This window comes from Bradyrhizobium sp. 197, from assembly GCF_023073375.1.
Classification (GTDB): Bacteria; Pseudomonadota; Alphaproteobacteria; order Rhizobiales; family Xanthobacteraceae; genus Bradyrhizobium.
Genome location: NZ_JADPJJ010000002.1, coordinates 42,512 through 69,315, shown reverse-complemented (window position 1 = coordinate 69,315; position 26,804 = coordinate 42,512). Strand labels below are relative to the sequence as shown.

Annotated in this window: 28 protein-coding genes and 1 pseudogene; 13 read left to right on the top strand and 16 right to left on the bottom strand. The window is 63.3% G+C overall.

The window, feature by feature from the left end; translation table 11 throughout:
* Positions 1 to 322: 322 nt before the first annotated feature.
* A complete protein-coding gene (locus IVB27_RS00540) occupies positions 323 to 730 on the bottom strand; it encodes an NADH:ubiquinone oxidoreductase subunit NDUFA12 (RefSeq protein WP_247440546.1) in 408 nt (135 codons plus the stop codon).
* Between the two features lie 248 nt (positions 731 to 978).
* Between IVB27_RS00540 and IVB27_RS00535 the strand changes: the two genes are divergently transcribed.
* From IVB27_RS00535 to IVB27_RS00525, 3 genes are all read left to right on the top strand, one after another.
* Positions 979 to 1,665, top strand: a complete 687-nt coding sequence (locus IVB27_RS00535) for a BA14K family protein (protein WP_247440544.1) — start codon at positions 979 to 981, stop codon at positions 1,663 to 1,665.
* 232 nt (positions 1,666 to 1,897) lie between these two features.
* Positions 1,898 to 2,314, top strand: coding sequence for a response regulator (locus IVB27_RS00530; RefSeq protein ID WP_247440632.1), 417 nt, complete (start codon positions 1,898 to 1,900; stop codon positions 2,312 to 2,314).
* Positions 2,311 to 4,569, top strand: a complete 2,259-nt coding sequence (locus tag IVB27_RS00525) for a CHASE3 domain-containing protein (protein WP_247440542.1) — start codon at positions 2,311 to 2,313, stop codon at positions 4,567 to 4,569. The genes IVB27_RS00530 and IVB27_RS00525 overlap by 4 nt, the downstream gene beginning before the upstream one ends.
* Position 4,570: 1 nt before the next feature.
* Here IVB27_RS00525 and IVB27_RS00520 read toward each other — a convergent pair whose 3' ends face one another.
* On the bottom strand, positions 4,571 to 5,467 hold the full coding sequence (locus tag IVB27_RS00520) for a DMT family transporter (RefSeq protein ID WP_247440541.1): 897 nt from the start codon (positions 5,465 to 5,467) through the stop codon (positions 4,571 to 4,573).
* A gap of 755 nt (positions 5,468 to 6,222) precedes the next feature.
* Here IVB27_RS00520 and IVB27_RS00515 point away from each other — a divergent pair.
* From IVB27_RS00515 to IVB27_RS00500, 4 genes are all read left to right on the top strand, one after another.
* On the top strand, positions 6,223 to 9,984 hold the full coding sequence (locus IVB27_RS00515; RefSeq protein ID WP_247440630.1) for a vitamin B12-dependent ribonucleotide reductase: 3,762 nt from the start codon (positions 6,223 to 6,225) through the stop codon (positions 9,982 to 9,984).
* 356 nt (positions 9,985 to 10,340) lie between these two features.
* Positions 10,341 to 12,143 carry a helix-turn-helix domain-containing protein gene (locus IVB27_RS00510; RefSeq protein WP_247440539.1) on the top strand — a complete coding sequence of 601 codons (1,803 nt, stop codon included), beginning with the start codon at positions 10,341 to 10,343 and terminating at the stop codon, positions 12,141 to 12,143.
* A gap of 172 nt (positions 12,144 to 12,315) precedes the next feature.
* The gene (locus IVB27_RS00505; protein WP_247440537.1) at positions 12,316 to 12,831 is read left to right on the top strand and encodes a ParB N-terminal domain-containing protein; all 516 of its coding nucleotides are present in this window, start codon (positions 12,316 to 12,318) and stop codon (positions 12,829 to 12,831) included.
* 166 nt (positions 12,832 to 12,997) lie between these two features.
* Positions 12,998 to 14,026: a hypothetical protein gene (locus IVB27_RS00500; protein ID WP_247440536.1), complete on the top strand. Its 1,029-nt coding sequence runs from the start codon at positions 12,998 to 13,000 to the stop codon at positions 14,024 to 14,026.
* Positions 14,027 to 14,058: 32 nt separating this feature from the next.
* Here the strand turns inward: IVB27_RS00500 and IVB27_RS00495 are convergent, their stop codons facing one another.
* Positions 14,059 to 15,066, bottom strand: a complete 1,008-nt coding sequence (locus tag IVB27_RS00495; protein ID WP_247440534.1) for an acyl-CoA desaturase — start codon at positions 15,064 to 15,066, stop codon at positions 14,059 to 14,061.
* Between the two features lie 204 nt (positions 15,067 to 15,270).
* Here IVB27_RS00495 and IVB27_RS00490 point away from each other — a divergent pair, with 204 nt between their 5' ends.
* Positions 15,271 to 16,065: a transglycosylase SLT domain-containing protein gene (locus IVB27_RS00490; RefSeq protein ID WP_247440532.1), complete on the top strand. Its 795-nt coding sequence runs from the start codon at positions 15,271 to 15,273 to the stop codon at positions 16,063 to 16,065.
* Positions 16,066 to 16,109: 44 nt separating this feature from the next.
* On the opposite strand, the gene IVB27_RS00485 is transcribed toward IVB27_RS00490, so the two are convergent.
* Entirely contained in the window at positions 16,110 to 16,391 is a 282-nt protein-coding gene (locus tag IVB27_RS00485) for a hypothetical protein (RefSeq protein ID WP_247346762.1), read from the bottom strand.
* Between the two features lie 286 nt (positions 16,392 to 16,677).
* Here IVB27_RS00485 and IVB27_RS00480 point away from each other — a divergent pair, with 286 nt between their 5' ends.
* On the top strand, positions 16,678 to 16,935 hold the full coding sequence (locus IVB27_RS00480) for a hypothetical protein (protein ID WP_247346760.1): 258 nt from the start codon (positions 16,678 to 16,680) through the stop codon (positions 16,933 to 16,935).
* Positions 16,936 to 17,076: 141 nt separating this feature from the next.
* On the opposite strand, the gene IVB27_RS00475 is transcribed toward IVB27_RS00480, so the two are convergent.
* Together IVB27_RS00475 and IVB27_RS00470 are read right to left on the bottom strand one after the other, a co-directional pair.
* Positions 17,077 to 17,748 (bottom strand): cell envelope biogenesis protein TolA, encoded by a 672-nt coding sequence (locus tag IVB27_RS00475; protein ID WP_247440629.1) that lies wholly within the window; start codon positions 17,746 to 17,748, stop codon positions 17,077 to 17,079.
* Between the two features lie 230 nt (positions 17,749 to 17,978).
* Positions 17,979 to 18,515, bottom strand: a complete 537-nt coding sequence (locus IVB27_RS00470; protein ID WP_247440530.1) for a helix-turn-helix domain-containing protein — start codon at positions 18,513 to 18,515, stop codon at positions 17,979 to 17,981.
* Positions 18,516 to 18,726: 211 nt separating this feature from the next.
* On the opposite strand from IVB27_RS00470, the gene IVB27_RS00465 reads away from it, so the two are divergent.
* Positions 18,727 to 19,077, top strand: a complete 351-nt coding sequence (locus tag IVB27_RS00465) for a zinc ribbon domain-containing protein YjdM (RefSeq protein WP_247440528.1) — start codon at positions 18,727 to 18,729, stop codon at positions 19,075 to 19,077.
* Between the two features lie 68 nt (positions 19,078 to 19,145).
* On the opposite strand, the gene IVB27_RS00460 is transcribed toward IVB27_RS00465, so the two are convergent.
* From IVB27_RS00460 to IVB27_RS00440, 5 genes and pseudogenes are all read right to left on the bottom strand, one after another.
* A complete protein-coding gene (locus IVB27_RS00460) occupies positions 19,146 to 20,066 on the bottom strand; it encodes a DMT family transporter (protein ID WP_247440527.1) in 921 nt (306 codons plus the stop codon).
* Positions 20,067 to 20,138: 72 nt separating this feature from the next.
* The gene (locus tag IVB27_RS00455) at positions 20,139 to 20,444 is read right to left on the bottom strand and encodes a hypothetical protein (protein WP_247440643.1); all 306 of its coding nucleotides are present in this window, start codon (positions 20,442 to 20,444) and stop codon (positions 20,139 to 20,141) included.
* A gap of 105 nt (positions 20,445 to 20,549) precedes the next feature.
* Positions 20,550 to 20,804 (bottom strand): hypothetical protein, encoded by a 255-nt coding sequence (locus IVB27_RS00450; RefSeq protein ID WP_247440525.1) that lies wholly within the window; start codon positions 20,802 to 20,804, stop codon positions 20,550 to 20,552.
* Positions 20,805 to 20,975: 171 nt separating this feature from the next.
* Positions 20,976 to 21,206: a hypothetical protein gene (locus tag IVB27_RS00445; protein ID WP_247440524.1), complete on the bottom strand. Its 231-nt coding sequence runs from the start codon at positions 21,204 to 21,206 to the stop codon at positions 20,976 to 20,978.
* Positions 21,207 to 21,242: 36 nt separating this feature from the next.
* A pseudogene (locus IVB27_RS00440) lies at positions 21,243 to 21,413 on the bottom strand (Flp family type IVb pilin).
* 67 nt (positions 21,414 to 21,480) lie between these two features.
* Here IVB27_RS00440 and IVB27_RS00435 point away from each other — a divergent pair.
* Positions 21,481 to 21,711, top strand: coding sequence for a hypothetical protein (locus tag IVB27_RS00435; RefSeq protein WP_247440522.1), 231 nt, complete (start codon positions 21,481 to 21,483; stop codon positions 21,709 to 21,711).
* A gap of 70 nt (positions 21,712 to 21,781) precedes the next feature.
* Positions 21,782 to 23,095 carry a hypothetical protein gene (locus IVB27_RS00430; protein WP_247440521.1) on the top strand — a complete coding sequence of 438 codons (1,314 nt, stop codon included), beginning with the start codon at positions 21,782 to 21,784 and terminating at the stop codon, positions 23,093 to 23,095.
* A gap of 12 nt (positions 23,096 to 23,107) precedes the next feature.
* On the opposite strand, the gene pdxY is transcribed toward IVB27_RS00430, so the two are convergent.
* From pdxY to IVB27_RS00410, 3 genes are all read right to left on the bottom strand, one after another.
* Entirely contained in the window at positions 23,108 to 23,920 is an 813-nt protein-coding gene (pdxY, locus tag IVB27_RS00425) for a pyridoxal kinase (RefSeq protein ID WP_247440519.1), read from the bottom strand.
* 318 nt (positions 23,921 to 24,238) lie between these two features.
* Positions 24,239 to 24,598, bottom strand: a complete 360-nt coding sequence (locus tag IVB27_RS00415) for a hypothetical protein (protein WP_247440517.1) — start codon at positions 24,596 to 24,598, stop codon at positions 24,239 to 24,241.
* Positions 24,599 to 24,688: 90 nt separating this feature from the next.
* The gene (locus IVB27_RS00410; RefSeq protein WP_345946791.1) at positions 24,689 to 24,895 is read right to left on the bottom strand and encodes a hypothetical protein; all 207 of its coding nucleotides are present in this window, start codon (positions 24,893 to 24,895) and stop codon (positions 24,689 to 24,691) included.
* A gap of 175 nt (positions 24,896 to 25,070) precedes the next feature.
* Between IVB27_RS00410 and IVB27_RS00405 the strand changes: the two genes are divergently transcribed.
* Complete coding sequence (locus IVB27_RS00405; protein ID WP_524536456.1) at positions 25,071 to 25,286, top strand: DUF3551 domain-containing protein; 216 nt, start codon at positions 25,071 to 25,073, stop codon at positions 25,284 to 25,286.
* Between the two features lie 19 nt (positions 25,287 to 25,305).
* Here IVB27_RS00405 and IVB27_RS00400 read toward each other — a convergent pair whose 3' ends face one another.
* Positions 25,306 to 25,533 carry a hypothetical protein gene (locus IVB27_RS00400; RefSeq protein WP_247440514.1) on the bottom strand — a complete coding sequence of 76 codons (228 nt, stop codon included), beginning with the start codon at positions 25,531 to 25,533 and terminating at the stop codon, positions 25,306 to 25,308.
* A gap of 223 nt (positions 25,534 to 25,756) precedes the next feature.
* On the bottom strand, positions 25,757 to 26,728 hold the full coding sequence (locus IVB27_RS00395) for an SH3 domain-containing protein (protein WP_247440512.1): 972 nt from the start codon (positions 26,726 to 26,728) through the stop codon (positions 25,757 to 25,759).
* Positions 26,729 to 26,804: the final 76 nt, after the last annotated feature.

The following is a 26,804-nucleotide window of genomic DNA, read 5'->3' as shown; positions in this document are numbered from 1 at the left end:
GGCCGCTCGGTTTCCCAAGCGGCCTTTCCTGCCTTACGGCGGCTGCACATTTCATCGGGCGATTTCGGAGCTTCCAGACCGGGGGCCTATCTCCCGATCGAGTCCTGGTCGGCGGCCGCTGCATCTCGGGACAGTCGCGAACTGTTGCCCGAACCGAACGCGATGGTCTCCCATCTCCGTAAGATGCGCCATTGAGCCGCGTCGCTCGCATGGCTGCAACGAGCGCGCAGGAATCATCCCCGCTGTTCGCGTTGTCCACAGCAGGGTGAGGCGGATGCGGGTGCATCCACTCCCACGAAGGAATCGGACGGGAATCGGAAGCCTAGCCAGGCGTCCAGGGCTGATAGTCGCCGGTCGCCTTCGGCCGCTTGCCGCTGGCGAGCGTCGAACCCGAGGGGCGGTAGGCGTTGGCCGTGCCGGTGAGATTCGGCTGGTGCGGCTTTTCCCACTCGCGCGGCTGATAGTTCTCCTGCGTCGGCGGCACGTCGACGGTATGATGCATCCAGCCGTGCCAGGACGGCGGGATCCGGCTTGCTTCGGCATAACCGTTGTAGATCACCCAGCGCCGCTCGAAGCCGAGCGTCGGGTCGATCACCCCGCCGCGGGTGCGATAATAGAGGTTGCCCTGCTCGTCCTGGCCGACCAGCTCCCCGTACCGCCTGGTCCAGAGTTGGGTGCCAAAAGTCTGGCCATTCCACCAGGTGAAGAACTTGAGGAAGAATTGTTTCATACGGCAAGGGCCCTGCTTCGTCGGGTCCTGATGCCATCCGGACGGCGAAATGTCCAGTTCGGCGGGTGCGGCGGCGCCCCCCGCTGCGGGATGCGGCTCCGGGCACGGACGCTGCCGCAAATCGGACGCGATCCGTTCATGCCGGATACAGCGTTCCCATGAGACCCTTGCCGCGCACGCAAACCGCCGTGATCCCAGGAACTACAGCCCCTTCATTGGGTTTGCTTCCGGGAAAAGGAGTTTTGATCATGAAAAGTCTGAAAGTCTTGAGCGCCGCTGCGGCAGTGGCATTGGTTATCCCGTTGGCGACGCCGAGCTTTGCACAAAGTCGGGCTGCGGTGGTCGGAGGCGGCGCACACATCGGTGGCGGCGGTGGCGGCGCACACTTTGGTGGCGGCGGCGGCGGCGCACACTTTGGTGGCGGCGGTGGTGGCGCACACTTTGGTGGCGGCGGTGGTGGCGCACACTTTGGCGGCGGCGGCGGCGGCGCGCGAATGGGCGGCGGCAGCTTTGGCGGCGCGCGGATCGGCGGCGGCGGCGGTAACTTCGCGGCGGGTACAACTGTGCGTCCGGGTGGCGGCGCTGCTTTCACCGGCGGCGGCCGCGGCTTCGCAGCAGCCGGGGGCCACAACTGGAATGGCGGCGGCGGCCGTTGGCATGGCGGCGGCTGGCGCCATCGCGGCGGCGGCTTCTGGCCCGGTGTCGCGGCGGGTGCTGCGATCGGCGGCCTTGGCTCGTACGCCTATTACGGCGGCGGCTATTACAACGATCCCTACTACTATGGCGACGACAGCTATTATGATGAGCCGTCAGTGGCGGTGGTCCCCGACAGCGGCGGCGACTCCGCAGCCTATTGCGCACAGCGCTACAAATCCTACGATCCGGCGTCCGGCACCTATCTCGGCTATGACGGCCAGCGTCATCCCTGCCCGTAAGCACACCGACAACGCTTGAAGAGAGGCGCCGCAGCGATGCGGCGCCTTTTTCGCGCATGTCGAGCACCTCAACTGTTTCGAGCGCATCGTGGTCGCTGTCCGCCACGATGAGGCGCGCGGACCTTTAATCACCGCACCGTGCATACCTACCCTGACCCAATCCAAAATTGACCCGACGCGCGATTCACCTGTATCAATTTGGCTATGGGGATTTCGATTACTGGAAAATGTCATGCCGCGTATTCTCGTGGTCGATGACGATCCGATGGTCGGCGCGACCATCGAGGTCCTCCTCCAACGTCAGGGCTTCGACGTCACGTTGACCGACGGCGGAGAGACGGGTTTGGCTGCGCTCGAAACACAGAATTTCGACGTGATGCTGGTTGACATCTTCATGCCGCACATGCGCGGCTTCGAGTCCGTCCGCATCTTTCACGAGCGCGCGCCGGCGGTACCGCTGATCGCGATGTCCGGCTACGCCTTCGCGTCATCCGCGTCGCCCTCTCCTGATTTCCTCCGCATGGCGCTGGAGCTCGGCGCAACACGCTGCCTGCGCAAGCCGTTCACGCCGGACGCGCTGCTGACCACCATCCGGGAATGCCTCGGGGGCGAAAGTGCACAGCCGAAGGACAAGAAAGAAGCCCCTTGATCCCAACGCAGCGCATCATTCTCGGTACTGGACTTGCCATCCTCCTGATCATCACCGCAGCCTCGATCGGCCTCGACGTCAAGTCACGGTCCGATGCGGCCTGGGTCAATCACACCATCGAGGTGCTGAAGAAGATCTCCGATCTGCGCCTGCTGATGCGCCGCGCCGAGAGTGCCGCACGCGGCTACGAAATCTACGGCAGCCCGAGCTTCAGCGAGGAGTTCCAGGCGGCACACGCCCAGATCGCGCCGGCACTTGCCGATCTCAAGCGCGGCGTGCGCGACAATCCCGATCAGGTCATGCTGCTGGAGGGCACCGAGCCGCTGGCGCTGCGCCGGATGGAGATCGCCGCCGAGGCCATGCGCCTGCGCGCCGGCAACGACCAATCCGGCATTGCCACGCTCCAGGGCAAGGGCGAGGGCCGCGGCCTGATGGACACGGTGATGGGCAACCTCGATCGTCTGAGCGCGGGCGAAGAGCAATTGCTCGCCGCGCGCTCGCAGGATTCGCGCCGCACCGGCATCGTGCTGCTCGGCATCGATATCGCCGGCGCGCTCGTGATCATGCTGCTGGTCGTGATGGTGATGCGCGAGAGCCAGCGCACCCAGGGCGCGCTCAAGAGCACGCTATTGGAGACCACGGCCGCCAATCAGCAACTCGAGGCCGCGGTGGCCGAGCGCACCGAGCATCTGGTCACCGCGCATGACGAGCTGCGCCTGTCGGTCAACGTGCTTCAGAGCACCTTCCGCAGCATGGCGGAGGCGGTGCTGGTCATCGATGCCGAGGGCAATGTCCTTCTGTCCAATCCGGCCGCGGAGCGCATATTGCTGCACCGGACCGGCATGAACCTGCGCAATCTGCGCACGCTGTCCGACGTATTTCAGGGCGACGGCGTCACCCCGCTCAAGCCCGACGAGCTGCCGTCGGCGCGCGTGCTGCGCGGCGAGCAGTTCGAAGACATGGAGATGATCGTCCGCCCGCACAGCAGCAATTCACCCCGCCATCTCATGATCAGCGGCCGGCCGATGCTGGACGGTCAAGGCAGGATTTCCGGCGCGGTGCTGGTGTATCACGACGCGACCATGTCGCGCGAGACCGAGCGGCAGCTGTATCAGTCGCAGAAGCTGGATGCCATCGGCAAGCTGACCGGCGGCGTCGCGCACGACTTCAACAACATGCTGACCGTCATCTCCGGCAACACCGAGACGCTGGTGGCGAGCCTGAAGGCCCAGCCCGAGCTCCAGCGCACGGCGCGGCTGATCGACGAGGCCGCCGAGCGCTGCGCCGAGTTGATCCAGCATCTGCTTGCCTTTGCGCGCAGGCAGCCGCTCCAGCCGCGCAACGTCGAGATCAACGCTGCGGTCGCGGATATCGCAAAACTCCTGCGCCCCACCCTCGGCGAGCAGATCCAGATCGAGACCGTGCTGGAAAAGGGGCCGATGACATCGCACATCGATCCGTCCCGGCTCACCAATGCCGTGCTCAACATGGCGATCAACGCCCGCGATGCCATGCCGAACGGGGGCAAGCTGCTGTTCGAGGCCCATCGGGTCGTGCTCGACGAGGCCTATGCCCAGAACAATCCGGATGTGCGCCCCGGCCCTTACGTGATGCTCGCCGTCAGCGACACCGGCACCGGCATGCCGGCCGAGGTCCAGCAGCAGGCGTTCGAGCCGTTCTTCACCACCAAGGAGGTCGGCAAGGGAAGCGGCCTCGGCCTCTCCATGGTCTACGGCTTCGTCAAGCAATCCGGCGGCCACATCAAGATCTACAGCGAGGAAGGCCACGGCACCACGATCAAGCTCTATCTGCCGCCGGGCGAAGGCATGACGGATGTGGTCGCCGCCGCGACGCCGCAAGCCGAAGGCGGCGCCGAGACCATTTTCGTGGTCGAGGACGATCCGCTGGTGCGCAACTTCGTCACCGCGCAGCTTCAGAGCCTCGGCTACAAGACGGTGGCGGCGTCCGACAGCAAGACAGCGCTGGAGCTGATCGAGACCGGCCAGCCGTTCGATCTCTTGTTCACCGACGTCGTCATCCCCGGCGGCATGAGCGGGCGCGTGCTCGCCGAGGAAGTGGCAAAACGGCGCCCCGGCCTGAAGGTGCTCTACACCTCCGGCTATACCGACAACGCCATCGTCCACCACGGCAAGCTCGACGACGGCGTGATACTGCTGACAAAACCCTACCGCCGCAACCAGCTCGCCGAGATGATCAGGAAAGCGCTGAACGGCAGCGGGATGACTGCAAGCTAAACTAGCGCGTCGCCAGCACCACGGCTGCCAGCGTGAAGATCAGCGCGGCGATCTGCCCCGCTCCCATCGGCTCCCCCAGCGCCAGCGCCGACGCCACCACGCCGATCACCGGCACCGCCATCGTCCCGATCGCGGCGACCGAGGCCGGCAGGCGCGCGAGGGCTGCGAACCAGCTGACATAGGCGATGCAGAACTGCACCACGGTCGAATAGACCAGCAGCCACCAGCCGACCGGCGTCACCTGCTCCAGATGCGTCGTCTCGATGACGAGGCCGATGATCGAGATCGGCAGGCAGCCGATCCCGATCTGCCAGGCCGCGGCCGTGATCGGCGGCAGATGGATGGGGTACCTTTTGGAAAACACCGTGCCGACAGCGAAGCCGATCGCGCCGCACAGCGCCATGATGATGCCCGGCAGCTTTTCCGCGCTGGCGGCAACGCCGTTGCCGCCCATGATCGAGGCAAGCCCGGCAAAGGCCATCACCAGGCCGATGGTGCGCAACAAGGTCGGCCGCTCGCCCAGCACCGGCCAGGCGATCAGCGAGGCCCAGACCGGCATGGTGTAGGCGATCAGCGCCGCCTCGCTGGCCGGCAGCCAGAGCAGCGCCAGGCCCATCAGCACCATCCAGCCGGTGACGTTGAGGATTGCGGCGGTCACCAGGCGCGGCCAGATCGCAGGCTCGACCCTCAGACTCTGCCGGCGGATCAGCGCGAGGGCTGCGAGCAGCACTGCGCCCAGCACCCCCGTCACCCCGCGCAGCGTCAGCGGCGGCAGCTCGGAAAGCAGGAATTTCGTCACCGGCCAGTTGAAGCCCCAGCCCACCGAGGTGATGGCGAGGAACATCAGGCCGGCCGGGGCGATGCGTGGTCGCAAGCCCGGTCGCGTCGAATCAAGCATGTGGGTGTCCGGCAAAATCGAGGTCAGCTTGGCGCGGATTCGCGCGCTCCACCACCACCCCGGCGGGCATGCCTGCCCTCACCGTCCGTAACCCCACGTGAGTCCCGTTGAGGCAAGCCCGGTCCTCAAAAATATACCTGCCCTGTGAACAGCGGGGTGAAGCCTCCGCAGCACCACCGGATGCAAATTTTTTCGGTTGGGAATCCCTGAGGACTCACCGATACTTGGCTCAAGAACAGGTGCGGGCTTGCCCCCTGTTATCCCCGACAATCCACCATATTTAGTATTTGATTCAGGAACTCGCACTAGTTCTTGACGGGCGCAATGGAGAGTCTTAGTTTTCGATCCGTTCGGCGCGAGTGTGTTTGCGTCCCGCCGGCACTCCCCGAAGGGTCTGCAAAACAGCACTCCGCCAAGCCAGCCAAAGGCAGCGGGATGAGGGCTTGTCTGCCCGCGATAGCGGTCTCCCAGGGCGCCAGAACGGGCCGGCAACAGGCTCGCATGGCAATTGGTTGAAGTGGCGTTGTGGGGCGTTGAACGCATGTCAGGCTCATCCCCTTGGGGGCGGATGGATCCGGACATGCCGGCCGGTGAGAGGTGCACGCACCTCACCATCGCCGGGAGAAAAAGGGCCGGGTCCACCGGCTGAACTGCGAAGCCTTGGGGCGGAAACGCCTTCGGGGATTCGCGAAATGAAATATCGATCCGGTCGCCTTGCGGAGGCGGTCCGGCTAAAAATAGGACGGGGCAAGACCATGCGGATTGAGCGGCGCCACACCACGGTAGGACAGTCACCCTACGCGGGAATCGAATTCCGGCAGACCACGTCGGAGATCAGGAATCCCGACGGCTCGGTCGTGTTTAAATTGGACGGCGTCGAGGTCCCGACCGAGTGGTCGCAGGTCGCCTCCGACGTCCTCGCCCAGAAGTACTTTCGCAAGGCCGGCGTTGCCGCGCGCCTGAAGAAGGTCGAGGAAGAGTCCGTCCCCTCGTTCCTGTGGCGCTCCGTGCCCGACACCGAGGCGCTCGCCCTCCTGCCCGAGAAAGAGCGCTTCGTCAGCGAGCTCTCGGCCAAGCAGGTGTTCGACCGTCTCGCCGGCTGCTGGACCTATTGGGGCTGGAAGGGCAACTACTTCTCCTCCGACGCAGACGCCCAGACCTTCTACGACGAGCTCCGCTACATGCTGACCATGCAGATGGTCGCGCCGAACTCGCCGCAATGGTTCAACACCGGGCTTCATTGGGCCTATGGCATCGACGGCCCCGGCCAGGGCCATTATTACGTCGACCCCTTCACCGGCAAGCTGACCCGGTCGAAATCCTCCTACGAGCATCCGCAGCCGCACGCCTGCTTCATCCAGGGCGTCGGTGACGACCTCGTCAACGAGGGCGGCATCATGGACCTCTGGGTCCGCGAGGCGCGCCTGTTCAAGTACGGCTCCGGCACCGGCTCCAACTTCTCGCGCCTGCGCGGCGAAGGCGAACGCCTCTCCGGCGGCGGCCGCTCGTCCGGCTTGATGAGCTTCCTCAAGATCGGCGACCGCGCGGCGGGCGCGATCAAGTCGGGCGGCACCACGCGCCGCGCGGCCAAGATGGTCGTGGTCGATGCCGACCATCCCGACATCGAGACCTATATCGACTGGAAGGTGAAGGAGGAGCAGAAGGTCGCAGCTCTCGTCACGGGATCCAAGATCAACCAGAAGCACCTCAAGCTGGTGCTCAAGGCCTGCGTGAACTGCGAAGGTTCGGGCGACGATTGCTTCGACCCCGAGAAGAACCCTGCCCTGCGCCGCGAGATCAAGCTCGCGCGCCGCTCGCTCGTGCCTGACAATTACATCAAGCGCGTCATCCAGTTCGCCAAGCAGGGCTACAAGGACATCCAGTTCGACGTCTACGACACCGACTGGGATTCGGAAGCCTATCTCACGGTGTCCGGCCAGAACTCCAACAATTCGGTCTCGCTCAAGGACGATTTCCTGCGCGCGGTCGAAACCGACGGCGACTGGAATCTCATCGGCCGCACCACCAAGAAGGTGACCAAGACCCTGAAGGCGCGCGATCTCTGGGAAAAGATCGGCTACGCCGCCTGGGCGTCGGCCGACCCGGGCCTGCACTTCAACACCACCATGAACGACTGGCACACCTGCAAGGCGTCCGGCGACATCCGCGCCTCCAATCCGTGCTCGGAATACATGTTCCTGGACGACACCGCGTGCAACCTGGCGTCCGCCAACCTGCTGACGTTCTACGACGCCACCACGAAGCGGTTCGACGTCGAGGGCTACGAGCACCTCTGCCGGCTCTGGACCGTCGTGCTCGAAATCTCCGTGATGATGGCGCAGTTCCCGTCGAAGGCGATCGCCGAGCTCTCCTATGAGTTCCGCACGCTCGGTCTCGGCTTCGCCAATATCGGCGGCCTGCTGATGACCATGGGTCTCTCCTATGACAGCAAGGAAGGCCGCGCGCTCTGCGGCGCGCTGACCGCCGTGATGACCGGCATCACCTACAAGACTTCTGCGGAAATGGCGGCCGAGCTCGGCACCTTCCCCGGCTACAAGAAGAACGCCGCGCACATGCTGCGCGTGATCCGCAACCACCGCCGCGCCGCGCATGGCGAGACCTCCGGCTACGAGGCGCTCAGCGTCAACCCGGTGCCGATGGACCTGGTCTCCTGCCCGCAGGCCGACCTCGTCACGCATGCGCAAGCGGCCTGGGATGGGGCGCTCGAACTCGGCGAGAAGCACGGCTATCGCAACGCCCAGACCACGGTGGTCGCGCCGACCGGCACGATCGGCCTGGTCATGGATTGCGACACCACCGGCATCGAGCCCGACTTCGCGCTGGTCAAGTTCAAGAAGCTCGCCGGCGGCGGCTACTTCAAGATCATCAACCGCGCGGTTCCCGCGGCGCTGCGCACGCTCGGCTATCGCGAAGCTGATATCGCCGAGATCGAGGCCTACGCCGTCGGCCACGGCTCGCTCTCCAACGCGCCGGGCATCAACGTCTCGACGCTGAAGTCCAAGGGTTTTACGGATGAGGCGATCGCCAAGGTCGAAAAGGCCCTGCCGACCGCCTTTGACATCAAGTTCGCCTTCAACAAGTGGACCTTTGGCGAAGACTTCATCCGCGACCAGCTCGGCATCGGTGCCGAGGCAATCGCAGCACCCGGCTTCGACCTGCTCCAGGCCGTTGGCTTCACCAAGCGCGAGATCGAGGCGGCCAACGTCCACATCTGCGGCGCGATGACGGTGGAAGGTGCTCCGCACCTCAAGGCTGAGCATTACGCGGTGTTCGACTGCGCCAATCCCTGCGGCAAGGTCGGCAAGCGCTATCTCTCGGTCGAGAGCCACATCCGCATGATGGCCGCGGCGCAGCCCTTCATCTCGGGTGCGATCTCCAAGACCATCAACATGCCGAACGACGCCACGGTGGAGGATTGCAAGTCCGCCTACATGCTGTCGTGGAAGCTGGCGCTGAAGGCCAACGCGCTCTATCGCGACGGCTCGAAGCTCTCCCAGCCGCTCAACTCCCAGCTCATCAGCGACGATGAGGACGAGGACGATGCGGTCGAGAATCTCTACGACAAGCCGATGGCGGCGCGGACCGCCCAGGTCTCGGAAAAGATCGTCGAGAAGCTGGTCGAGCGCATCATCGTGATGCGCGAGCGCGAGAAGATGCCGGATCGCCGCAAGGGCTACACCCAGAAGGCGGTCGTCGGCGGCCACAAGGTCTATCTCCGTACCGGCGAATATGACGACGGCCGGATCGGCGAGATCTTCATCGACATGCACAAGGAAGGCGCGGCCTTGCGCTCCTTCATCAACAACTTCGCCATCGCGGTGTCGCTGGGCCTGCAATACGGCGTGCCGCTCGAAGAATATGTCGACGCCTTCACCTTCACCCGCTTCGAGCCCGCGGGCCCCGTGCAGGGCAACGACAGCATCAAGTACGCGACCTCGATCCTCGACTACGTCTTCCGCGAGCTGGCGGTAAGCTACATGTCGCGCTTCGACCTCGCCCATGTCGATCCGACCGAGTCGAACTTCGACGCGCTGGGCAAGGGCGTCGAGGAAGGCAAGGAGCCGGAGGAGGCGAACCACCAGGCGACCAGGCTGGTCTCGCGCGGCCTCACCCGCTCGCGCACCGACAATTTGTTCGTGATGCGCAGCGGCTCCGCCGCGGTCGCATCCGGCAATGACAGCGCGCCCGCCGGCGGCAGCAAGGTCACCTCGCTCGCCTCCCACGGCGCCACCGCCCGCGATGCCCTGGAAGGCGCGGTCGCGCTGAAGCAGGAAGCCAGCCACGATTTGTCTCCCACGGAGAAGCTCGAAGCCCTCCAGTGGAGCAAGTCCGGCAGCGCGCAAGTCGCACTCCCCAGCAAGGCCGAGCGCCGCGCGGAAGCGAAAGCAAAAGGCTACGAAGGCGAAATGTGCGGCGAGTGCGGCAACTTCACGCTGGTGCGGAATGGGACGTGTATGAAGTGCGATACCTGTGGCAGCACGACGGGGTGTTCGTGAGGGCGTAGAGCATTGCAACGATTGTCATGCCGGGCTTGTCCCGTGCATCCACGAAGGGCGGCCGAGAGGCCGCCCTTTTCTTAGCATTTCCAACCTCTGTGTCTGGTGGCGAGAAGAAGATAGCTGGTAGCCAAGGGCCCAAAAACCACGTTCTTTTCCAAACCAAGGATGGCGAAAAGGTAGGCAATCCCCATGCCTAAGTATATTATATCAACCCTTAATTGCATGCCGTTACACCTCCGATTTCTCGCAACCCGCCAAATGGCGACATCTGTTTTTTAGCGATGCGAGCTCTTTGGGGACTGCCGAATAGCGCGGATTCATAAGCTGAAGGACGACGATTTAGAGGGGCTCGGATGGATCGGACATATGGACAGGCTTTTGGTGAGCTCGTCCGAAAAAAACGGGGCCAAGAGGGACTAACCCAAAAAGAACTTGCAATCCGCGCATTTGACGATGAGAGCAAGGTACGCCGGATTAACGACCTGGAAACGGGTACGGTAAATCGCCCCCACGCGAAAACAATCGACGCGCTGGTCGTAGCGCTCGATATCCGCGAAGACGAACTTGCAGCCTGTCGGCTCAACAAGCTCTTCACCAGCCAAGAGGCGGCTGAAATCGGCCTCTCTCGACAATTAATAGAAAACCTTTCGTTGCGTTTTGGTCATGAAAATCCAAATGCTTCGGACGGCGAGTTGTTCAACTATTTGAAGAGCAAAGCTGAAGAGCTGAAAGTCCTTCAAGCTCGCCTGAGGAAGATTGATGGACTGACAGAGGCCATTCACAATCAAATAGCGGCAGCCAACAGCGAGATTGAAGCGGGCAGCTTTGACAAGGCAGATGAACTCCTTGCGGCAGCAGAAGATATTCAGCAGGAAGAGCGAACTCTTGAGGAAGTCGAGGCCCAATCAGATATACGCTTTGCTCGGGGAGACGCAGCCCTCTTTAATAGCCAGCGATCTGCTGCAGCTGACCACTACTATAAGGCGGCGGAGTATTTTTATGGTTTCGACAAGCGCCGCGTCGCCTCAATTCTGGAATTGTCTGCCGGTCAAATTTACGAGTACGAGAGAAGAACGTTATCGCCGAATTTTGAGCATGCCATTTTGCTGGCTGAAAGAGCAATTGGACTTACTATTCTAGAAGAGCATAAAGCAGAATGGGTGGTGGCCAAATATCGGCTAGCAACACTGCAACAAGTTCAAGCTCGCGCTATAAATGACGCATCCCTTTATGATGCTGCAATACAGACTTCCAAAGAAGCGATCGAGTACGCGGATAGCGATATCGAGAATGAGGACTATTCCAATTTACAAATTCTCGTTGGAAATTGTTATCTTGCACGCGCCGAAAGCAATCGCGAAAACGCAATAGACGACCTGCGCTCGGCTATACGAACTTATGAGCACGCCGCCCAAGATGCCCGGGTCGATAATGCGCGATCTCACACTTACCTGCAAAGCAGTCTGTCAGCCGCTTACTCGCAGCTCTCTCGTTCAAGTGATGGTAGCGACCGCAAGGCATTCGCAGAGCTAGCAAAGAAATCGCTTCGCCGGGCGCTCGAATTAAGCGCCCAAGAAGGCCAAATCGATCTGTGGTCTGCTTGCCATTACAATTTGGGTGCCGCGCTTGCCGAAAGTGCCGAAGAAGTTCAGACTACGGATCCGGCGTCAGCTCGCTTCCTAAGGATACAGTCGATAGCGGCCTTTAGGGCATCCTTAGAAGCTTATCCAGAGACGCTGCTTCATCCACATACAATGCGAACACAAATGTCGCTAGGTCGGGTCCTGCTCGATCAGGCAAGGTTCATTACAGACAGCCGGAGAGAAATCTATCTGACCCGGTCAATTCAGGCACACGAGGTAGTGTTGGCGATCTCGGAGGAAGGAGGCGCCTACACATCCGATGCCCAATTTTGTATTGGCTTGGCATTCTTTCTTCACGCTGAGGTAGCCGAGAAAGATACAGCAATTTCCGATCTTGAGATGGCCCTGAAATACTACGAATTCGCCATTCCGGGTTACAAGGTTGAAGACAACAAGGATCATCTCAACAAGGTCAAATCTGCAAAAAAGGCAGCGAAGGCTCGCTTGAACGATCTTCGGAATCCACAAGAGGCGTCCGAGAACCGTCAACCTCTCCCACACAATAGCCCGTAGGATGGGTTGAGCACTTGCGAAACCCATCGTTCCACCAAGACTGTTGATGGGTTTCGCAAGAGCTCAACCCATCCTACGAGCTGAATTGCCTTTGCGCTCGCGCCCTTCCCTCCTAAACTCAGGACACCACCGGCATGGGTTCCGACGGACCCGGTAGAAGCGGAGTCGAGTTATGCCCAAGCCGGAAAGCTTCCCGATCGAAAAGATCTTCGTTCCCACGAAGCAGAAGAAAGCCATCAAGCCCGAGATCGTCGGGGAGATTGCGGAAAGTATTCTGGACATCGGACAACAGGCCCCCATTTCCATTCGGCGCGACGGAGACCGCCTCGTTCTGGTCGAGGGACTGCATCGGCTCGAAGCCTGCAAGGCGCTCGGCGAGACGACCATTCTCGGTGTCCTGGTCCCGGCCGAGCTTGCTCAACACAAGCCAGGGCTCGCCGAACGACCCGAAGTCGAGGCAGAGCGCCTCAAGATGGCGCGATTGAAGCAGTTGCGCCTGGAGAAGGAAGCCGCTGAGGCATCGACGACTGCCTTGAGGAGCGTCCACGCAACGGATGCGCCGCGCACCCGTCCGACCAAAGGCATCCGCGACAATCCAAAGGCACCACCGGGCCGGACCGAGAAATCCAGACCGAAAACATTGTCGGACTGGATCACGCAGCAAAAGTGCAGCGGCAGCCGCTATTGATGGCCGCCACCACAATTACGATCGCGGCAGAGCCGGCCCCCGAACCTATGAGCCGCCATAATTTCTCCTCCGCATGCGCGTTGTGTGGTGCAGCGGCGCGACCTATCGTTCCAACGATCGGACTGCCGCACTCCCATTGACGCCCGACTGGATCGAGAGCGCATCGGTGCCCGAAGCGAACGACCCCAAACCTGATCACCAGAAGCCTGATGACCAGAAGCCTGACGCCCCCAAGCCGGACGCGGTGCGCGCCGATGGCGGGCTGGCGCGGGCCTACGACAAGATCAAGAGCGCCGAGGAAGACCTTGCCCGGCTGGACCGGATGGTTTCCGGAATGGAACGCGGCAACGAAGGCCCGCGGTCCTCGCGAGCAGGCGCGGCGGCTGAGGCTGTCGAGGCTCCTGGGGACAAGACTTCCGAGGACAAGACCCCCAAGGCCGCGGCGCCGGCGCCGGATAGCAAGGTTCGCGATCACGGCCTGAAAAGAAATCGGCCCATGCTGCGCGTCTTGGTCGGCCTCGTGCTGGCGATCGGCATTCTCGGTGCCGCCTTCGCTTCGCACTATCGCGATGAGGCCAAGTCGATGACCAGGTCGATCATGGCGCGATGGGCTCCGCCGGCCGCCAGGCCTCCGCAAGCCTCCGCGGTTGAAAGTCCGACGCAACCGCCGGCGGTGCAGCTGGCTGCCGCGGATGAGCCCGGCACGGTGCCCGCGCCGTCGGTCGGCCAGGACACGGAGAGCGCTGCAGGGTTTGACGCTTCAAGATCCGACGCTTCAAGAACTGGCGCCACAACGCCTGACCCGTCGTCGTCTGATCTCGCGCAATCGCTCAAGACCATCACCAACGAGCTTGCGAGCATCAACGGAAAGCTCGAGCAACTGAAAAGCCGCAACGAGCAGACACTGCGCGAGCAGGCCGACACCATTCAACACCTCAAGGCGGCGCAGGAGAAGGATGCGGCGGACAATGCGCGCCTCGCCGCACAGGTCCAGGCGCTGCAAACGCAACTGACGACGTCATCCGCATCTGCATCCGCGAAGTCCGCCGCGCGGAGCGTGATGAACAACGATACCGCTGCGCCTGCACGGCCGCACGTCCAAGCGGCCGCACCTCGGCGGCCCAGGCCGTCGCGAGGGCCCTGGATGCCACCGCCCTATATGGTCGATCCCTACTACGGCGATCCGGATTGGTGAGCCCGCAGGGCGGATGAGCCGACGGCGCGGAGTCAGACCATAGCTTCCGTGTCTGGTATCGGACGTTTTCCGCCGTCGGAATCTCCAGAGCGAAGCGTCCGGCTTCCGGCCGCAAAGATGTCGTGCACGAGGCCGAGTTTCCCGAGCCCCAGAATGATCAGGCCGTTGATGTCGATCTCGTACCAGGCGTGCGAAAGATAGGCGTCGCGCGGAAACCGGTGATGGTTGTTGTGGAGACCTTCACCGAAGGTGAGGATCGTGGTCACCAGCTCGTTGGTCGTGCCATCCTCGAGCGCGAAGCGGCGGTAGCCGTAGCGGCCGTCGCTATGGCAGACCGAGTTGACCAGCGAGGTCGCCATCGTCATGAGGTAGCTGCGGAACAGACCTGAGAACAGGATGCAGCCGGTCATCGCGTGCACGCCGCCGAACGCGTAGCCGATCGCGCCCGGAATGATCACCGCCGAGAGCGCGTACCAGTACCAGCGTGTCCTGGTGAAGAACATGGCGATCGGGTCGGCCAGAATATCCTTGGCGTAGTATCCGGCGTCGGTAGTGGCCTGGTCCCACACCCAGCCGCCTTGCGCATGCATCATCCCCTTGGCGAAGGTGACATAGCGGTTGCCGTCGCCGTCATAGTAAGGGCTGTGGACGTCGCCGGGCTTGTCGGAGTGAAGATGATGCCGGCGATGATTGCTCACCCATTTCAGGATCGAGCCCTGCACCGCCATCGTGGCGATGGCCGCGAATAACGTCCGCATCACCGGACCGCAGCGGAAGCTGCGGTGGACGAAGTAGCGATGCATGAAGCCGATCCCGACCGTGGACAGCGCGAACGTGCCGGCGAAGACCGCAATCTCCACCCGGCCGATGCCTTGCCAGAAGGCCCAGACCAGCGCCGCGAGCGAACCTCCGATCATGATGACGAACGAGATGTAGGAATCGCGAAACTTGGCGTCGACCACCGGACCGTCGACAAGCACGCCCGGTGGCATTTTCCGGTCCGCGCTTTCCGCCGACACCACGCTTTCAATTACGGTCATCCCAGCCGATCCATTCACACAAAATTAACCCTGCTGCGGCGCAGCGTACAACCTCGGGTTACTTCCATCAAGGATTCGAGCTCCCGTAGGAGACGGAGCCGACATCTGAAAAGACGCGATCAGAAGGAAAAGAAGCCGGATTTCAAGGCCTGGTGACAGCGTTAACCAGGTACACAGTCTCCGCAATGCACTCCCACGAGACCGATGCCCAGAAAAAGCAAGCGCCTCCTCCCTCGCATTCGCAAGTTCCGGCGCGGCGCGCGGTGGGCACGAAAGACATTCGCGCGCGCACCGCGAATGGTTCGGATCGCGGGCGGCGTGGCGATGCTGCTTGCGGTCGTCGTGCTGGTGAACCTCGCCTATCAAACAATGCGCAAGCCGACCGAGCTATTCGTCCTTGTCGGCAATGCCCTCGACAAGGATCCATCAGAGACCTGGCGCCAATACGGGCCGCTGTTCCGCAAGCATTCCACCGCGACGATCACGCCCGAATTGCTGGCCGCGCTGGCGCAGGTCGAGAGTTCAGGCAATCCGGTGGCGCGCACCTACTGGCGCTGGCGATGGAGTTTTAATCCCCTCGCGATCTACCGGCCCGCCTCCAGCGCCGTCGGCCTTTTCCAGATGACCGATCCAGCTTACGCCGACGCCGCGCGGTTCTGTATCCGCGGCAACGCGGTCACGGAGACTGCTTGCGGGTTCACCAGCTTCTATGTCCGCGCGATCCCGAGCCACGCCATCGAGCTGGCATCGGTGTATCTGGATCGCAATGTCGCTGAAATTCTCGCCCGCGCGGGCGATGTGAAGGCGAGCACGCGCGAGAGGCAGGATCTGGCCGCCTTCATCCATCTCTGCGGCGCAGGTCCTGCCACAGCCTACGCGCGCCGCCACTTCCAGATGATCGCCGGCGAGCGCTGCGGCGATCACCTCGTCGCGAACTATGTCGCCAGGGTCAACGCGATGAAGCGGCAGTTTCTGCGGCTTGCGGCGGATGATCTGTAGGGCGGGTAGCTAGCTAAATTCCATTCCGCGTCCGTCGTTGGCCTTCACCACCAATAGGGCCACCGCCAGCCCTCATAGCGGACCCACGACGACACCAAAGGCGGGCCGTAGGGATCGACCCTGTCGTCTTCAGGACGATAACGATAGCGCGGAACGATATTGTAATCCCACGGCGTCGGCCTGAGCACGGGCGCCGTGACGATGAGCCTCTGCTGCGGTTCCCGAACGATCTGGGCTTTCCGCGCCCGGGCTTCGGCACCTGATATCCCAAGGTTACACAGCACCAGGGCCATTCCGAGAGCACACGCGGCGGTCATTGTTTTCATACGACGGGCCTCCTAGCCAAAGAGTGCAAAAGGACGCAAAGCAACGCAAGCCCAATTTGATCCAGAATTGCTTGAATGACCGCTGATGGCTCCGGCGCCCTGTCGGAACGACGGGTTCGTGAAACGCGAAACCCATCTTGCAAGCCACAGGCTGATGCCGGCTTGCCGGCGACAACGAAGCGCGCAACTCAATCGACCGGTCCGGCGTCCCCGGGTTGCAGGCGGCAATTCAACACGCTAGACGTTTGGCCATTAAAGCAAGTCGATTCGGGACTCCGGGGGATATATGAACAAGCTGATGACGGCTTTCGTCGTGATGTTTTTGTCGCTGGGCATCTCTATGGCCAAGGCTGCCCCCCTTTACGAGTGTGGCGGCGACGCTGCCTGCCAAGCCAAGCGCGATCGTATGTCCCATGACACTTATGCGCGCAACATCAACCGGTGCCTGGCCGCAGCCGGCGCCACGATGGAGCAGTGGCGCGCCCATGCCGTGCCGCGCGCGCAGGCAGACAAGGTTCGCGCCTGCCTTCAGGCGCACGGCTGACTCCGCCAATCGACCTCTGTATCGAAGCGGCCGTCACCTAGGCCTTGCTCTGGGAATGCGTGAATGTCTCGGGGTCTTCGTGACGCTACAACGCGCCATGATCGGACATCTCGCTCCTCCTTGAATCGCTCCCGGCGGCCCCTATTCCCGCGCGCGCCGCACCGCCTCCGCCAGCTTCATCCTCTGCTTGTCCCAGCGCGTCGCCTCCGCCTCGGCGCGTTCATCGAGCGCGGCGCGCTCGGCGTCGATCGCCTCCGCCCGCGTGTCGTGCTCCCGCCTCGCCTTGTCCAGCGCCGCCTGCGCGCTCGCGACCGCCTTGTCCCGCCGCGCGCGCTCCTTGGCGCGGGCCGCCGCTTCCTTCCGGCGCTCGGCTTCCCGCCGCCGCTCCTCCTTCTCGAACGCCGCGGCGGCCTTGCGGGCTTGTCGATCGTCGATCTCGCGGGATGATTTCCCTGTAGCCTTGGCCGCAGGCTTTTTCGGCTTGGCTTTGGACTTCGCTTTGGACTTGGCTTTGGGTTTGGGCTTCGCCTCGTCGTCAATGAGATCGGTCGGCAGCTTGGCGTGCTCGGTGAACGGGCCGTCCGATCCGACCGGGCGCCTGAGCACGACACCGGGGCTTGCCATGGTCGCGGCGACGATGTCGGGGTCGTCGGTCTCCTTCGCGGCGCCCTGATGGAAGAGATTGGATTTGGCGCCCCAGGCGTCCAGTGCCGCCTTCATCGATGGCGCGGCGACCGCCTGGTCGTAGAAGCCGAGCGAGGTCTGGTAGGTCTTCAGTTTTCTTGTTGGTTTTGTTTTCAGGTCTTTTGGCATGTCGCCCCGTGCCTTGCGACGCATCAGCTTCAGCCGTCGCACCGGCGCCACGATGCCATACTGCCCCTGTTTTGCCCGACAAGTCAAATTCGATTCGGTATCGCCGAAGTCGATCCGGACGATGCGGAGCCCACCATCAACAATTTTTCGGATTTGCAAAACGTTGAAATCCCTACGGATTTCTACTGTGTATGGGGTTGTTTTCGACGTTTTTGTTGGACGGGTGCCAACTACGCCGCATCGACGTCCTCAGGCGCTGGCCCCGCAACGAGCCCGTCGAGCCCGACCATCAAGAGATCCGCGATATGCATCAGCTGATACAGCGGAATGTCCGCCTCGCCTTGCTCGGCCAGCGACACCAAACCGGGCGTGGCACCGATCAGCTCGGCGAGCTGCGCTTCCGTGTAGCCGCGCCTCTCGCGCGCAGTTTTGACGCGCGCACCGATCCCGAGCCTGTGCCGGGACTGCTCGTCCGCGGTCATCATGACGGCCTGCTCGTCCGTGCTCGCATAGCCGTCGGCGAACGCGCTGCCGATCAATCTGCCTTTGCGCCAGGCGACCCGGCAGTCCTTGCGCAGGCCGCTGCTGAAGACCAGCGTGAATTGCTCCGCGACCCATAACGAGGCGTTGAGGCCCAGGCGGGCGCCGGTGCCGGAGACGTCGCGGATTGTGCAGGGCGCGCTGATGATCTTGCCGGTGCCGTTGTCGAACTCGACAATGCCGGTCCGCAACGTGTGATGTCTGACGGCAGCACGATGCTCGCTCATGACGGGACGTTCCTCCTGGACGCTCCTCCCGCGGCGACGTCGAACGGACGCCGCCGGTAAACCCGGCCCTCAATACCGCAGACTTTTTCTTGAACTCCTAAGTTTCCCCGGGTTTAACCGGGACTGGAAGCCATGGTAAAGGATTTGCTCCCAATCCATCTTTTCCGGCGGAAGGCGTGCGGCGCGCCCGTGACGGGTGACGAGGCAAACGATGACCGACTCAATGACATGCCCAAACTGCAATTCCAAGCACGCCTACCAGGATCGTGGTCTCTGGGTCTGCCCGGAATGCGGCCATGAATGGAGCGGCACGGCGGAAGCGGCCGCCGACGCCGCGCAGGATTCCGGCGTGCGCGATGCCAACGGCAATGTGCTCGCCGACGGCGACAGCGTCATCGTGATCAAGGACCTCAAGATCAAGGGCTCCTCCTCCGTCGTCAAAGGCGGCACCAAGGTCCGCAACATCCGCCTGCAGGAGGCCAGCGACGGCCACGACATCGCCTGCAAGATCGACGGCATCGGCGCGATGAATCTGAAATCGGAGTTCGTGAGGAAGGCGTAGCAAGGCGATGCGTTCGCCCCGAACTTTTCGGGCGGTCGGCCGTTCTCTGAAACCCGCGGTTCTGCGATCTATCGCTGCCGCTGCGCCAGATAAAAGCCGCACAGCACCGTCACCAGGCCCGCGGCCTGCAACATCGTCGGCTGCTCGCCGAGCAGAAGCCAGCCGGTGAGCAGCGTCAGCGCCGGCACGCAGGCCGGGATCACGGCGGCGCGGGCGACGCCGAGGCGTTGGACCGAAACAGCGTAAAGATAGAGCGCGGCGGGGCCTGCAAGCACGCCCTGCGCCAGCGCCTGGATGGCGTTCTCGGTGACACCTATCGCTGCGACCCGGGCGAGCCCGCCGGTCATGAGGTAGATCGGCAAGAGCAGCAACGACAGCACGTTGATGACGAGCGCGGCCGACACCGCGGAGACACGCCAGTGGCGCAGCAGCGCGCCAAAACTTGCGAACATGAATCCGGTCAGCACGAAGGTCAGATCACCCAGCACGCCGTCGGCGCCGATATGGCCGATCGATTCCGCGCCGATCACGCCGAGGCCGCCGACGATGACGAAGGCGCCGACAAGGCGCGATGCAGAGATATGTTCCTTCAGGAACAACGCCGCGAGCAGCAGGCCGCCGAGTGTCGCGCAGGAGGGCTGGATCACGCTGCCATGGCCGAGCGGCACGAACAGAAAACCAGTGTAGGAGATCAGCGACATCACGGGACCGCCGAGCACCATCAGCACAAGGCCCCTGCCCCAGCCGATGCCACAGAGATCGCCGACGCCTGCGCGCATCACCAGCGGCAGGAACGCAATGCCCGACCAGACATAGCGATGCACCAGCAGATCGACCGGCGTAAAGCCGATCTTGAGGCCATGCCGCGTGCCGGCAAAGCCAAGCGCCCAGAACAGCGCCGCGGCGAGGCCGCAGACGACACCAAGCAGCGCCGGCGCCGCATCGTTTTTGTGAGTGAGAGCGTCAGCGCCGCTCGTCCGCTGATCCATGCGGCAAGCCTTAGGTCAGCGCGTGATGAGGCTCAACCCACGCGGTTGCAGGGCTGGCACGTCGCTGACGCGCTAGAAAAACCCGGGGCTGAGATCGAGCCCATATGTCAGGCTCAGAACGAACACGAACAGCGCGGCAGCTGCGAACAACGCGATATGCCTGAGGATAAACGCGCGCGGCGAGGCGCTTGCAATAACGGCTTTCTGTCCAACGGGCATGACGGCTCCATTATGAAAATGATTCTTGGCCGCTCGATAAGCGACGCCCGCATCAAGCGCCCCGATCTGCAAAGCAACTATTAAAGAGATCACAGTCGCTTTGAACCGCCGTACACAACCGGCACGTGACGGCGTTTTTTCTCGCCGTGACTTTCTCAATCCGCGCACCCGCCGCGCTAAAAAAAGACCGCGCTCCCGAAAGGGAACGCGGTCGGCGCAGGCTCGCGTGGAGGCGAGCCTGCTTCAGGTCGGGGTGAATTCAGATCAGCGCGCGCTGCCCGTCGTGACGTCAGCGGTCTTGACCTTGCGCGGCGTGAGCACGCGGGCCTGGTGGACCGAAGCGACGGTGGTCGGCGCAGTTGCCTGCTGCTCGACATGCGCGGCACCGAGCACGCGCACCTGCATCGGGGAGACCGGGAAACCGTTGGCCTCATAGGTCGGCAGCTCGGCGGCGAAAGCCGCGGTGCTGCCCGCGATCGTCAGGATGGCGGCGGCAATCGACAGAGTCTTCTTGTTCATTGGTGATGCTCCTGATGGAAGGTTCGGAGCACATCTAAGCGCATTTTGCTGCAATGCGACATACGTTGGTGCATTGCAACAACGCGTCCGGCGCATGGCAATATGTTTAATGCGCGCAAGGCTTTGGTCGAATCATCGCCGGCTGGGACATGACACTTTTATGAGCATTGGTCAGCCGCCGAGCACATTGCCCCAGCCGTCGAAGACGTAGACCTTCCAGCTCACGGTTCCGTCCCCGCCCGGACGGCTGGCGCGCCGGTAATCGTCGGCCTGCTCAGCGGTCCAGGTGATGATCGTATCGGAGAGCAGGTCATGCAGGATGGCGGGCTCGGCGGGGTCGAAGGCGTCCATGGGACGAAGCGAGGAATGCGTCATGAGCGCATAACGCGCTAGCCGGCTCAAGGTTGCTCCGAAGCGTCGGGCGCCGCACCACGCAGCTTATTTCAACGCCGTCGCCAGCGATTGCAGCTTTGCGACGAGGTTGGTGCCGAGCGCGTAGATGATCTCGATGATCGCGAGCGCGATGCCGGCTGCGATCAGTCCGTATTCGATCGCGGTGGCGCCGGATTCATCGGCGGCGAATTCGGCCCATTAGCATCTCAATTTCACACGCGTGTCCTTCCCAACTCTACCGGGAATCGCCGGCGCGGGAGACTTACACAGTCACAATCCAAGATTGAGTAAACTCGACCGCCTCAAATTGACGACAATGAATGCTGCATTTGCAGGCCTTTTTGGCCGTGGCGCCCTTGGAACCGCAGCGGAACCCGCCGTTGCCGCTGCGCAACACCTGTCCGAAAAGCCCGCTTTCGCCGAATTGCGCCATTGCGCCGCCACACCGTCCTCCGAACAATTGACGCGCGGCCTGCCTTTTCGTGCAAGACTGCATGATCACAAGACTGCATGATCAAGAGCGTCGGCATCACGACTGTTCGGAGAAGACGAGGTTCAAACAGAACCGTTTGGAGGCAGGGATCATGGATGATCGGCGGTCTCTTCTGGTGGCGGTATCCTGCCCCTCGGCGGTTCTCGCCGGCTGGTTGGCGCTCTCTTTGTCCGCCTATGCCCCTGCCCTCATCGAGAACAGCGGCGCCAATGCTTCTGCCGTCTCGCGCGCGAAAGATCTCGGCCGGTTCGACCTCGCCGACATCCCGCACGCTGCGACCATCGAGGACGGCGTCGCCCTGACCGCCAATATCGCGGCCGCGGTCGCCGCGACTCCGAGCCTGGTAACCGCTGAAGCAGCAACGCCCGAAGCGCCTGCTCCCGCCATCAAGCTCGCCTCGTCCGACCCAGTGCTGATCTTGCCGACCGAGGCGCCGCCCGCGCCGCAGATTTCGCCTGAACCCACGCCCGTCGTCAGCGAGGCACCGCCAGCGCAAGAGCCCGCGATAAAACTCGCATCCGCCGATCCCTCCGAGATCGTGACGACCGACGCGCTGTCGCCCGCGACGATCACGACCGGTCCGGCGCCGGCCGCGAGCAAGGCCTCGCCGTCCGCGGACACCGCCGCCGTGCTCGACGAATGCTTCGTCATGGAAGCCTGCATCGACCGCTATCTCTGGGTGCTCTACCAGCGCACGCCCAAGGAAGATTCGATCAAGGTCGAGGATCGCCGCGCCGTCACCGTCAAGCGCAAGGGCAAGACGATCACAGTAATGCGTAGCTTCACGAAACTGGTCGACGAGGACTTTGGCTGGAAGGATCCGAAGGCGGCCGACCACGCCGGCATGTCGATGATGGACTACGTCATCGGCGGCATGGACAAGAGTTTTAAGCAAAAGCTGTTCCGGACGCTGCTCGCGGCTGAGGCCGCCGGCCTCTCGCCGGGCATCACCAGCGCGTTCCGCGACAACTATCGCCAGTCGATCGCGAGCGGCTTGAAGGCCGCCTCCGACCGCTCCTATCACGGCGGCAGCACGCGCGGCGGCTACGGCCACGGCATGGCGGCCGACATCGTCAGCACCAAGGGCGACAACCGCGCGCAGCGCTGGGTTTCGACCGAGGTGCTGTGGAAATGGGTCGACGCCAACGGCAAGGCGCTCGGCATCGGCCGGCCCTATCTCGGCCGCGATCCGCCGCATGTCGGCCCGGTCGACGGTCCGGAATACGTCTCGCGCCGGGGAACGTCGGACCGCAAGGAAGTCGCCAACGTCAAGCCGAGGAAAGCGCGGGCTGTCGCCAGCGCAAAGCGGTCCAAGGCACAGGCGAAGTCGCAGGCGACGCGCGAGCAGAAGGTCCCGGCAAAGCCGCAGAAGTCGGCGCAATCGGCCGCGAAGCGCGCGACGTAAATCCGCTAAGGCTTACCGTCCCGGCGTCGGCAGTGGCACGAGCCGCATCTCGGCGGTGCCGGCTTCCTGCGTGCGCACCAGCACCGCAAAGATGGTCTCGACCGCGAGCCGCACCGCCGCCTCGGTTGCCCTGCCCCTGGCCAGATGCGCCGCGATCAGGCCGGTGAGGAGATCGCCGGTGCCATGGGGCCGGATCGGCAGGCGCGGTGTCGCCAAGCGCGACAACTGACCGTCGGCGCACAGAATCGTTTCCACCTGCCCTTCCGCCGTGTCGGTGAGCGTGCAGCCGGTGGCGACCACGTCGATGCGGCCGGTCCCGGCGAGCGTCGCGCAAGCCGCGCGCAGGCCCTGCTCATCCGCGATGGTGAGCCCGGAGAGAAGCTCGAGCTCGAACTGGTTCGGCGTGGTCAAATCCGCAGCCGTCAGCAGCCGGTGGCGGACCACGTCCAAAATGCCGTCGGCAACATAGACGCGGCCGTCATCGCCGATCACGGGATCGCAGAGATAGACGAGCTTTGAATTGCGGGTCAGCGCCCGCTCGACGAAATCGGCAATGACAGCGGCATTGCCGGGCGAGCCGAGATAGCCGGTGACGAGCACCGCGGCCTCGTCGACGAGATCGCGTTCCTCGAGGCCCTTCAGGAGATCTGCAACGAGCTCGGTCTCCAGCACCCGCCCGCGCAGGCTCGGATAACGCGGATGGTTCGACAGCAGCGTCGTCGGCACCGCCGCGACGTTCACCCCCTCCGCCTGCATGGCATAGGCGGCCGCGCTGTTGCCGACATGACCGTGGACCACCTGGCTTTGAATGGAGATGATGAGCATGGAGGAGGTCCGTAGGATCAAACGCTGGGTGTGGCAAGTGTAGCCCGCCGCGCCAGCCTCGCAAGCGCAGAGCAAGTCGGCCATGGCATCGGCATAGACCGCGATCTTCGCCTCGCTCTGCGCTTCTTCCGGCGCGGCTGAAGCGCCACCGTGCGACCGACGGCACGCCCGAACTCCACGTCGTCCGCTTCGCCGCCGACGGCGCCTGGCTGTCCTATGTTACGACGGGACAAACGCGCATGAGCGCCGACCTCCGCGCCGTCCACGCAGGGCTGCTCGCGCAGACCTATCGGCGCGCGTAGCCGAACCGGACCACGCCTATTGGCTTTGCGACGGCTTGGAAGGACGCGGCCCGGATCGCTTTGCACCCGGTTTGGCCGCGGCTCGCGGCGGCGGCGTGTCGACCGATTCCAGATACGCCGCGAGCGCCTTGGCTGTGTCCGAACTGGTTGCGTAATGGTCTTTCAGGAACCAGGACAGCGTCAGGCTGAAGCGCCCCTTGGCAAGGCCGCGCGGGCTGCGATGGCAGGTCGCGCAACCATCGGCGAAGAGCTTTTCCGGCGACTTGCCGGCATCGAGATTTTGCGCGGCGGCAACTGTCGCCGTCAGGACGGCGGCGGCGGCAAGAGTTATCAGGGGCACGATCACGTCGCGCCCCGGTCGAAATAGTGAAATCAATGTCGTCCCCTGGAGCGCTTTCGAGCGAAGTGGATATACCGGTTCGCGCAAAGAAAACGCGTCAAAAGAAGAAGCAGCCCCGTGTTGCGGTCAGGCCGCCAATAGCTGATCGAATTCGGGCGGCGCGTAGGCCTTGCCGTCCTGGTCGGTGATGACGACCTTCCATCCCTCGCTCGCCCAAACCTTTGCCTTCGCCACGATGAGCAACCGGCTTTCGCGGGCATAACTGCACTTCTCGTTGTCGCGTTCTGCGATCATCTTATAGGCCAATGCGCATCCCCTAGCGTTGCCCTGCACCCGTTCTCCTCCTGGCAGCGGGCTTTGTCGGCAATTCGCCGGAAGCGTGGCAATTTGATGCCATCCACGGCAGCTTTGTGCTTTGGTTCCGGCCGAACGAGGGAGGTCGATCGCGCACCATATCAGGAACACGATTCTGCTTGCCGCGGGCTTGCTTGGAGCGGGCTTGCCCGGCGTGGCGCCGACAGCCGCGCAGACCTACTATCCGCGCCATCCCGTCTGCATCGAGATCTACACCATCGACGGCCGCAGCATCGATTGCGGTTTTGCGACGATCGCGCAGTGCGCCGCGACCGCTTCCGGGCAATCCGCCCAGTGCTACGCCGATCCTTATGCCGCGCAAAGCCGGCAGCTGAGCCCGGTTCCGTCGCCGCCGCGACGAATCCGATAGCATCAGGTCTGCGCTTCGATCAGTGGACGCGGATGATGTGGGGACGGCCGAGATCGATCAGCCCCTGTACCGCGGAAAGGCGGTCGTCGAGGGCTGCGATGGTGAGCAGCAGATTGTTTCGGCGTTCGTCAAGAAGGCCCATCTCGGCGCCGGATAGTTTGATGCTGGACCGCTCCTTGTGAATCCCGTCGAGGGATTGGCGCAGTCCGGCAATCAGTTCGGACAGCTGCTTGGCCTCCTTGGTCATCGACCGCTTCGCGACATTTTGGCGGCGCGTCTCCGCCTGGCTCTGTCTCATCGTTCATCCTCCCGTGCCCCGCTGCCCCGAGTGGAATGCTTACAGCTTTGGGTAGACATATTACGATCGATGAAATCTGCCCGCGAAGAACTTTCTTAAATTAGACGTGCCGGGAACCGGTTCGGACCGAGCAGAAAGCCCGGCGCGAGGGCCGGGCTTTCGTTGGGCTGATTTAATGCTTTTGGTGGCCGCCACCGGGACCGCCGGCCGGCGCACCGCCGCCACGCGGTGCGGCGTTCATGTGAGGAGCGCCGCCGCCGCCATGCGGCATCGCGGGCGCAGCCGCGCGCGGCGCCGGCATTTGGGCATGAGCATTCATCGGCGAGCCGTGGCTCACGTTGGGCTGGGCAACATGCGGCATCGCACGGCGGCTTGCGGGCGCGGCTAATACACGCGGCGTCTCATGCGGGCGCGCCATCGGCTGCGCACGCACGGCCGCGCGGCTCGCAGCCTGCTCGTGCATGATGCGGGCCTGCGCATCGCGCGGATTGCGGCTCTGCAGATTGGTCCGCTCATGCGCGATGCGCTCGCTTCGTCCAGCACGGTTCCGGTCCGTCGTAACCGCAGTCTCGTGCCTGGCGATCGCGGCGTCGTGCCGTGAGGTCACGGCATCACGACCGGAGACCGCAGCCGCACCCTTAACATTCGCACCGTGGCGCCCGAGTGCGATCGCCGCATCGCGCGTTGCCGCGCGGCCGATGCGAGCCGCGCGCGGATCAATCGTCATCCGCGTCGCGTCGCGCTGATGCGAGGTCCAGTAGCTGTTCCAATGGGCATGCCGCCGATACCAGGGCCGCCCCTCATAATGGCTCGACCAATACGAGGTCAGCACGAAAGGGACAACGGGCACGTCGATCTCGTCGACATAGTCGGGGAGATAGACGTAGTGATTGCGGTAGAGGTATTCGAGATATTGCGACGACACCCAGCCACGGTCATCGGAGAAGCTCACGTCGCACCAGGCGTTGCCGCGCAGGCAACCATGGATGTTGACGCGGGCACCCCCTGGGATGCGATCGACCAGCGGAAAGCCCGAACCCGGCCCGGCGCGCAGGCCAGTCGAGACGGTGACCATGCCCGGTGCGGCCAGTGCGGCCGTCGGGGCGAGCAGCAATGCGGCTAACAACACACTTCGGAATCTCATGGCGTAGTCCTCCTCGTTCGAGTCGGAACGCGCAAGCAGAACGGGCGTTCCGCGTACGATGGTCTCATTCGTCGAA

Bases quoted from the DNA above. Each gene is read 5' to 3' on its own strand.
- IVB27_RS00540 (WP_247440546.1), bottom strand. From the start codon at position 730: ATGAAACAATTCTTCCTCAAGTTCTTCACCTGGTGGAATGGCCAGACT.
- IVB27_RS00535 (WP_247440544.1), top strand. From the start codon at position 979: ATGAAAAGTCTGAAAGTCTTGAGCGCCGCTGCGGCAGTGGCATTGGTT.
- IVB27_RS00530 (WP_247440632.1), top strand. From the start codon at position 1,898: ATGCCGCGTATTCTCGTGGTCGATGACGATCCGATGGTCGGCGCGACC.
- IVB27_RS00520 (WP_247440541.1), bottom strand. From the start codon at position 5,467: ATGCTTGATTCGACGCGACCGGGCTTGCGACCACGCATCGCCCCGGCC.
- IVB27_RS00515 (WP_247440630.1), top strand. From the start codon at position 6,223: ATGCGGATTGAGCGGCGCCACACCACGGTAGGACAGTCACCCTACGCG.
- IVB27_RS00510 (WP_247440539.1), top strand. From the start codon at position 10,341: ATGGATCGGACATATGGACAGGCTTTTGGTGAGCTCGTCCGAAAAAAA.
- IVB27_RS00505 (WP_247440537.1), top strand. From the start codon at position 12,316: ATGCCCAAGCCGGAAAGCTTCCCGATCGAAAAGATCTTCGTTCCCACG.
- IVB27_RS00495 (WP_247440534.1), bottom strand. From the start codon at position 15,066: ATGACCGTAATTGAAAGCGTGGTGTCGGCGGAAAGCGCGGACCGGAAA.
- IVB27_RS00490 (WP_247440532.1), top strand. From the start codon at position 15,271: ATGCCCAGAAAAAGCAAGCGCCTCCTCCCTCGCATTCGCAAGTTCCGG.
- IVB27_RS00485 (WP_247346762.1), bottom strand. From the start codon at position 16,391: ATGAAAACAATGACCGCCGCGTGTGCTCTCGGAATGGCCCTGGTGCTG.
- IVB27_RS00480 (WP_247346760.1), top strand. From the start codon at position 16,678: ATGAACAAGCTGATGACGGCTTTCGTCGTGATGTTTTTGTCGCTGGGC.
- IVB27_RS00475 (WP_247440629.1), bottom strand. From the start codon at position 17,748: ATGCCAAAAGACCTGAAAACAAAACCAACAAGAAAACTGAAGACCTAC.
- IVB27_RS00470 (WP_247440530.1), bottom strand. From the start codon at position 18,515: ATGAGCGAGCATCGTGCTGCCGTCAGACATCACACGTTGCGGACCGGC.
- IVB27_RS00465 (WP_247440528.1), top strand. From the start codon at position 18,727: ATGACCGACTCAATGACATGCCCAAACTGCAATTCCAAGCACGCCTAC.
- IVB27_RS00460 (WP_247440527.1), bottom strand. From the start codon at position 20,066: ATGGATCAGCGGACGAGCGGCGCTGACGCTCTCACTCACAAAAACGAT.
- IVB27_RS00450 (WP_247440525.1), bottom strand. From the start codon at position 20,804: ATGAACAAGAAGACTCTGTCGATTGCCGCCGCCATCCTGACGATCGCG.
- IVB27_RS00430 (WP_247440521.1), top strand. From the start codon at position 21,782: ATGGATGATCGGCGGTCTCTTCTGGTGGCGGTATCCTGCCCCTCGGCG.
- pdxY (WP_247440519.1), bottom strand. From the start codon at position 23,920: ATGCTCATCATCTCCATTCAAAGCCAGGTGGTCCACGGTCATGTCGGC.
- IVB27_RS00400 (WP_247440514.1), bottom strand. From the start codon at position 25,533: ATGACCAAGGAGGCCAAGCAGCTGTCCGAACTGATTGCCGGACTGCGC.
- IVB27_RS00395 (WP_247440512.1), bottom strand. From the start codon at position 26,728: ATGAGATTCCGAAGTGTGTTGTTAGCCGCATTGCTGCTCGCCCCGACG.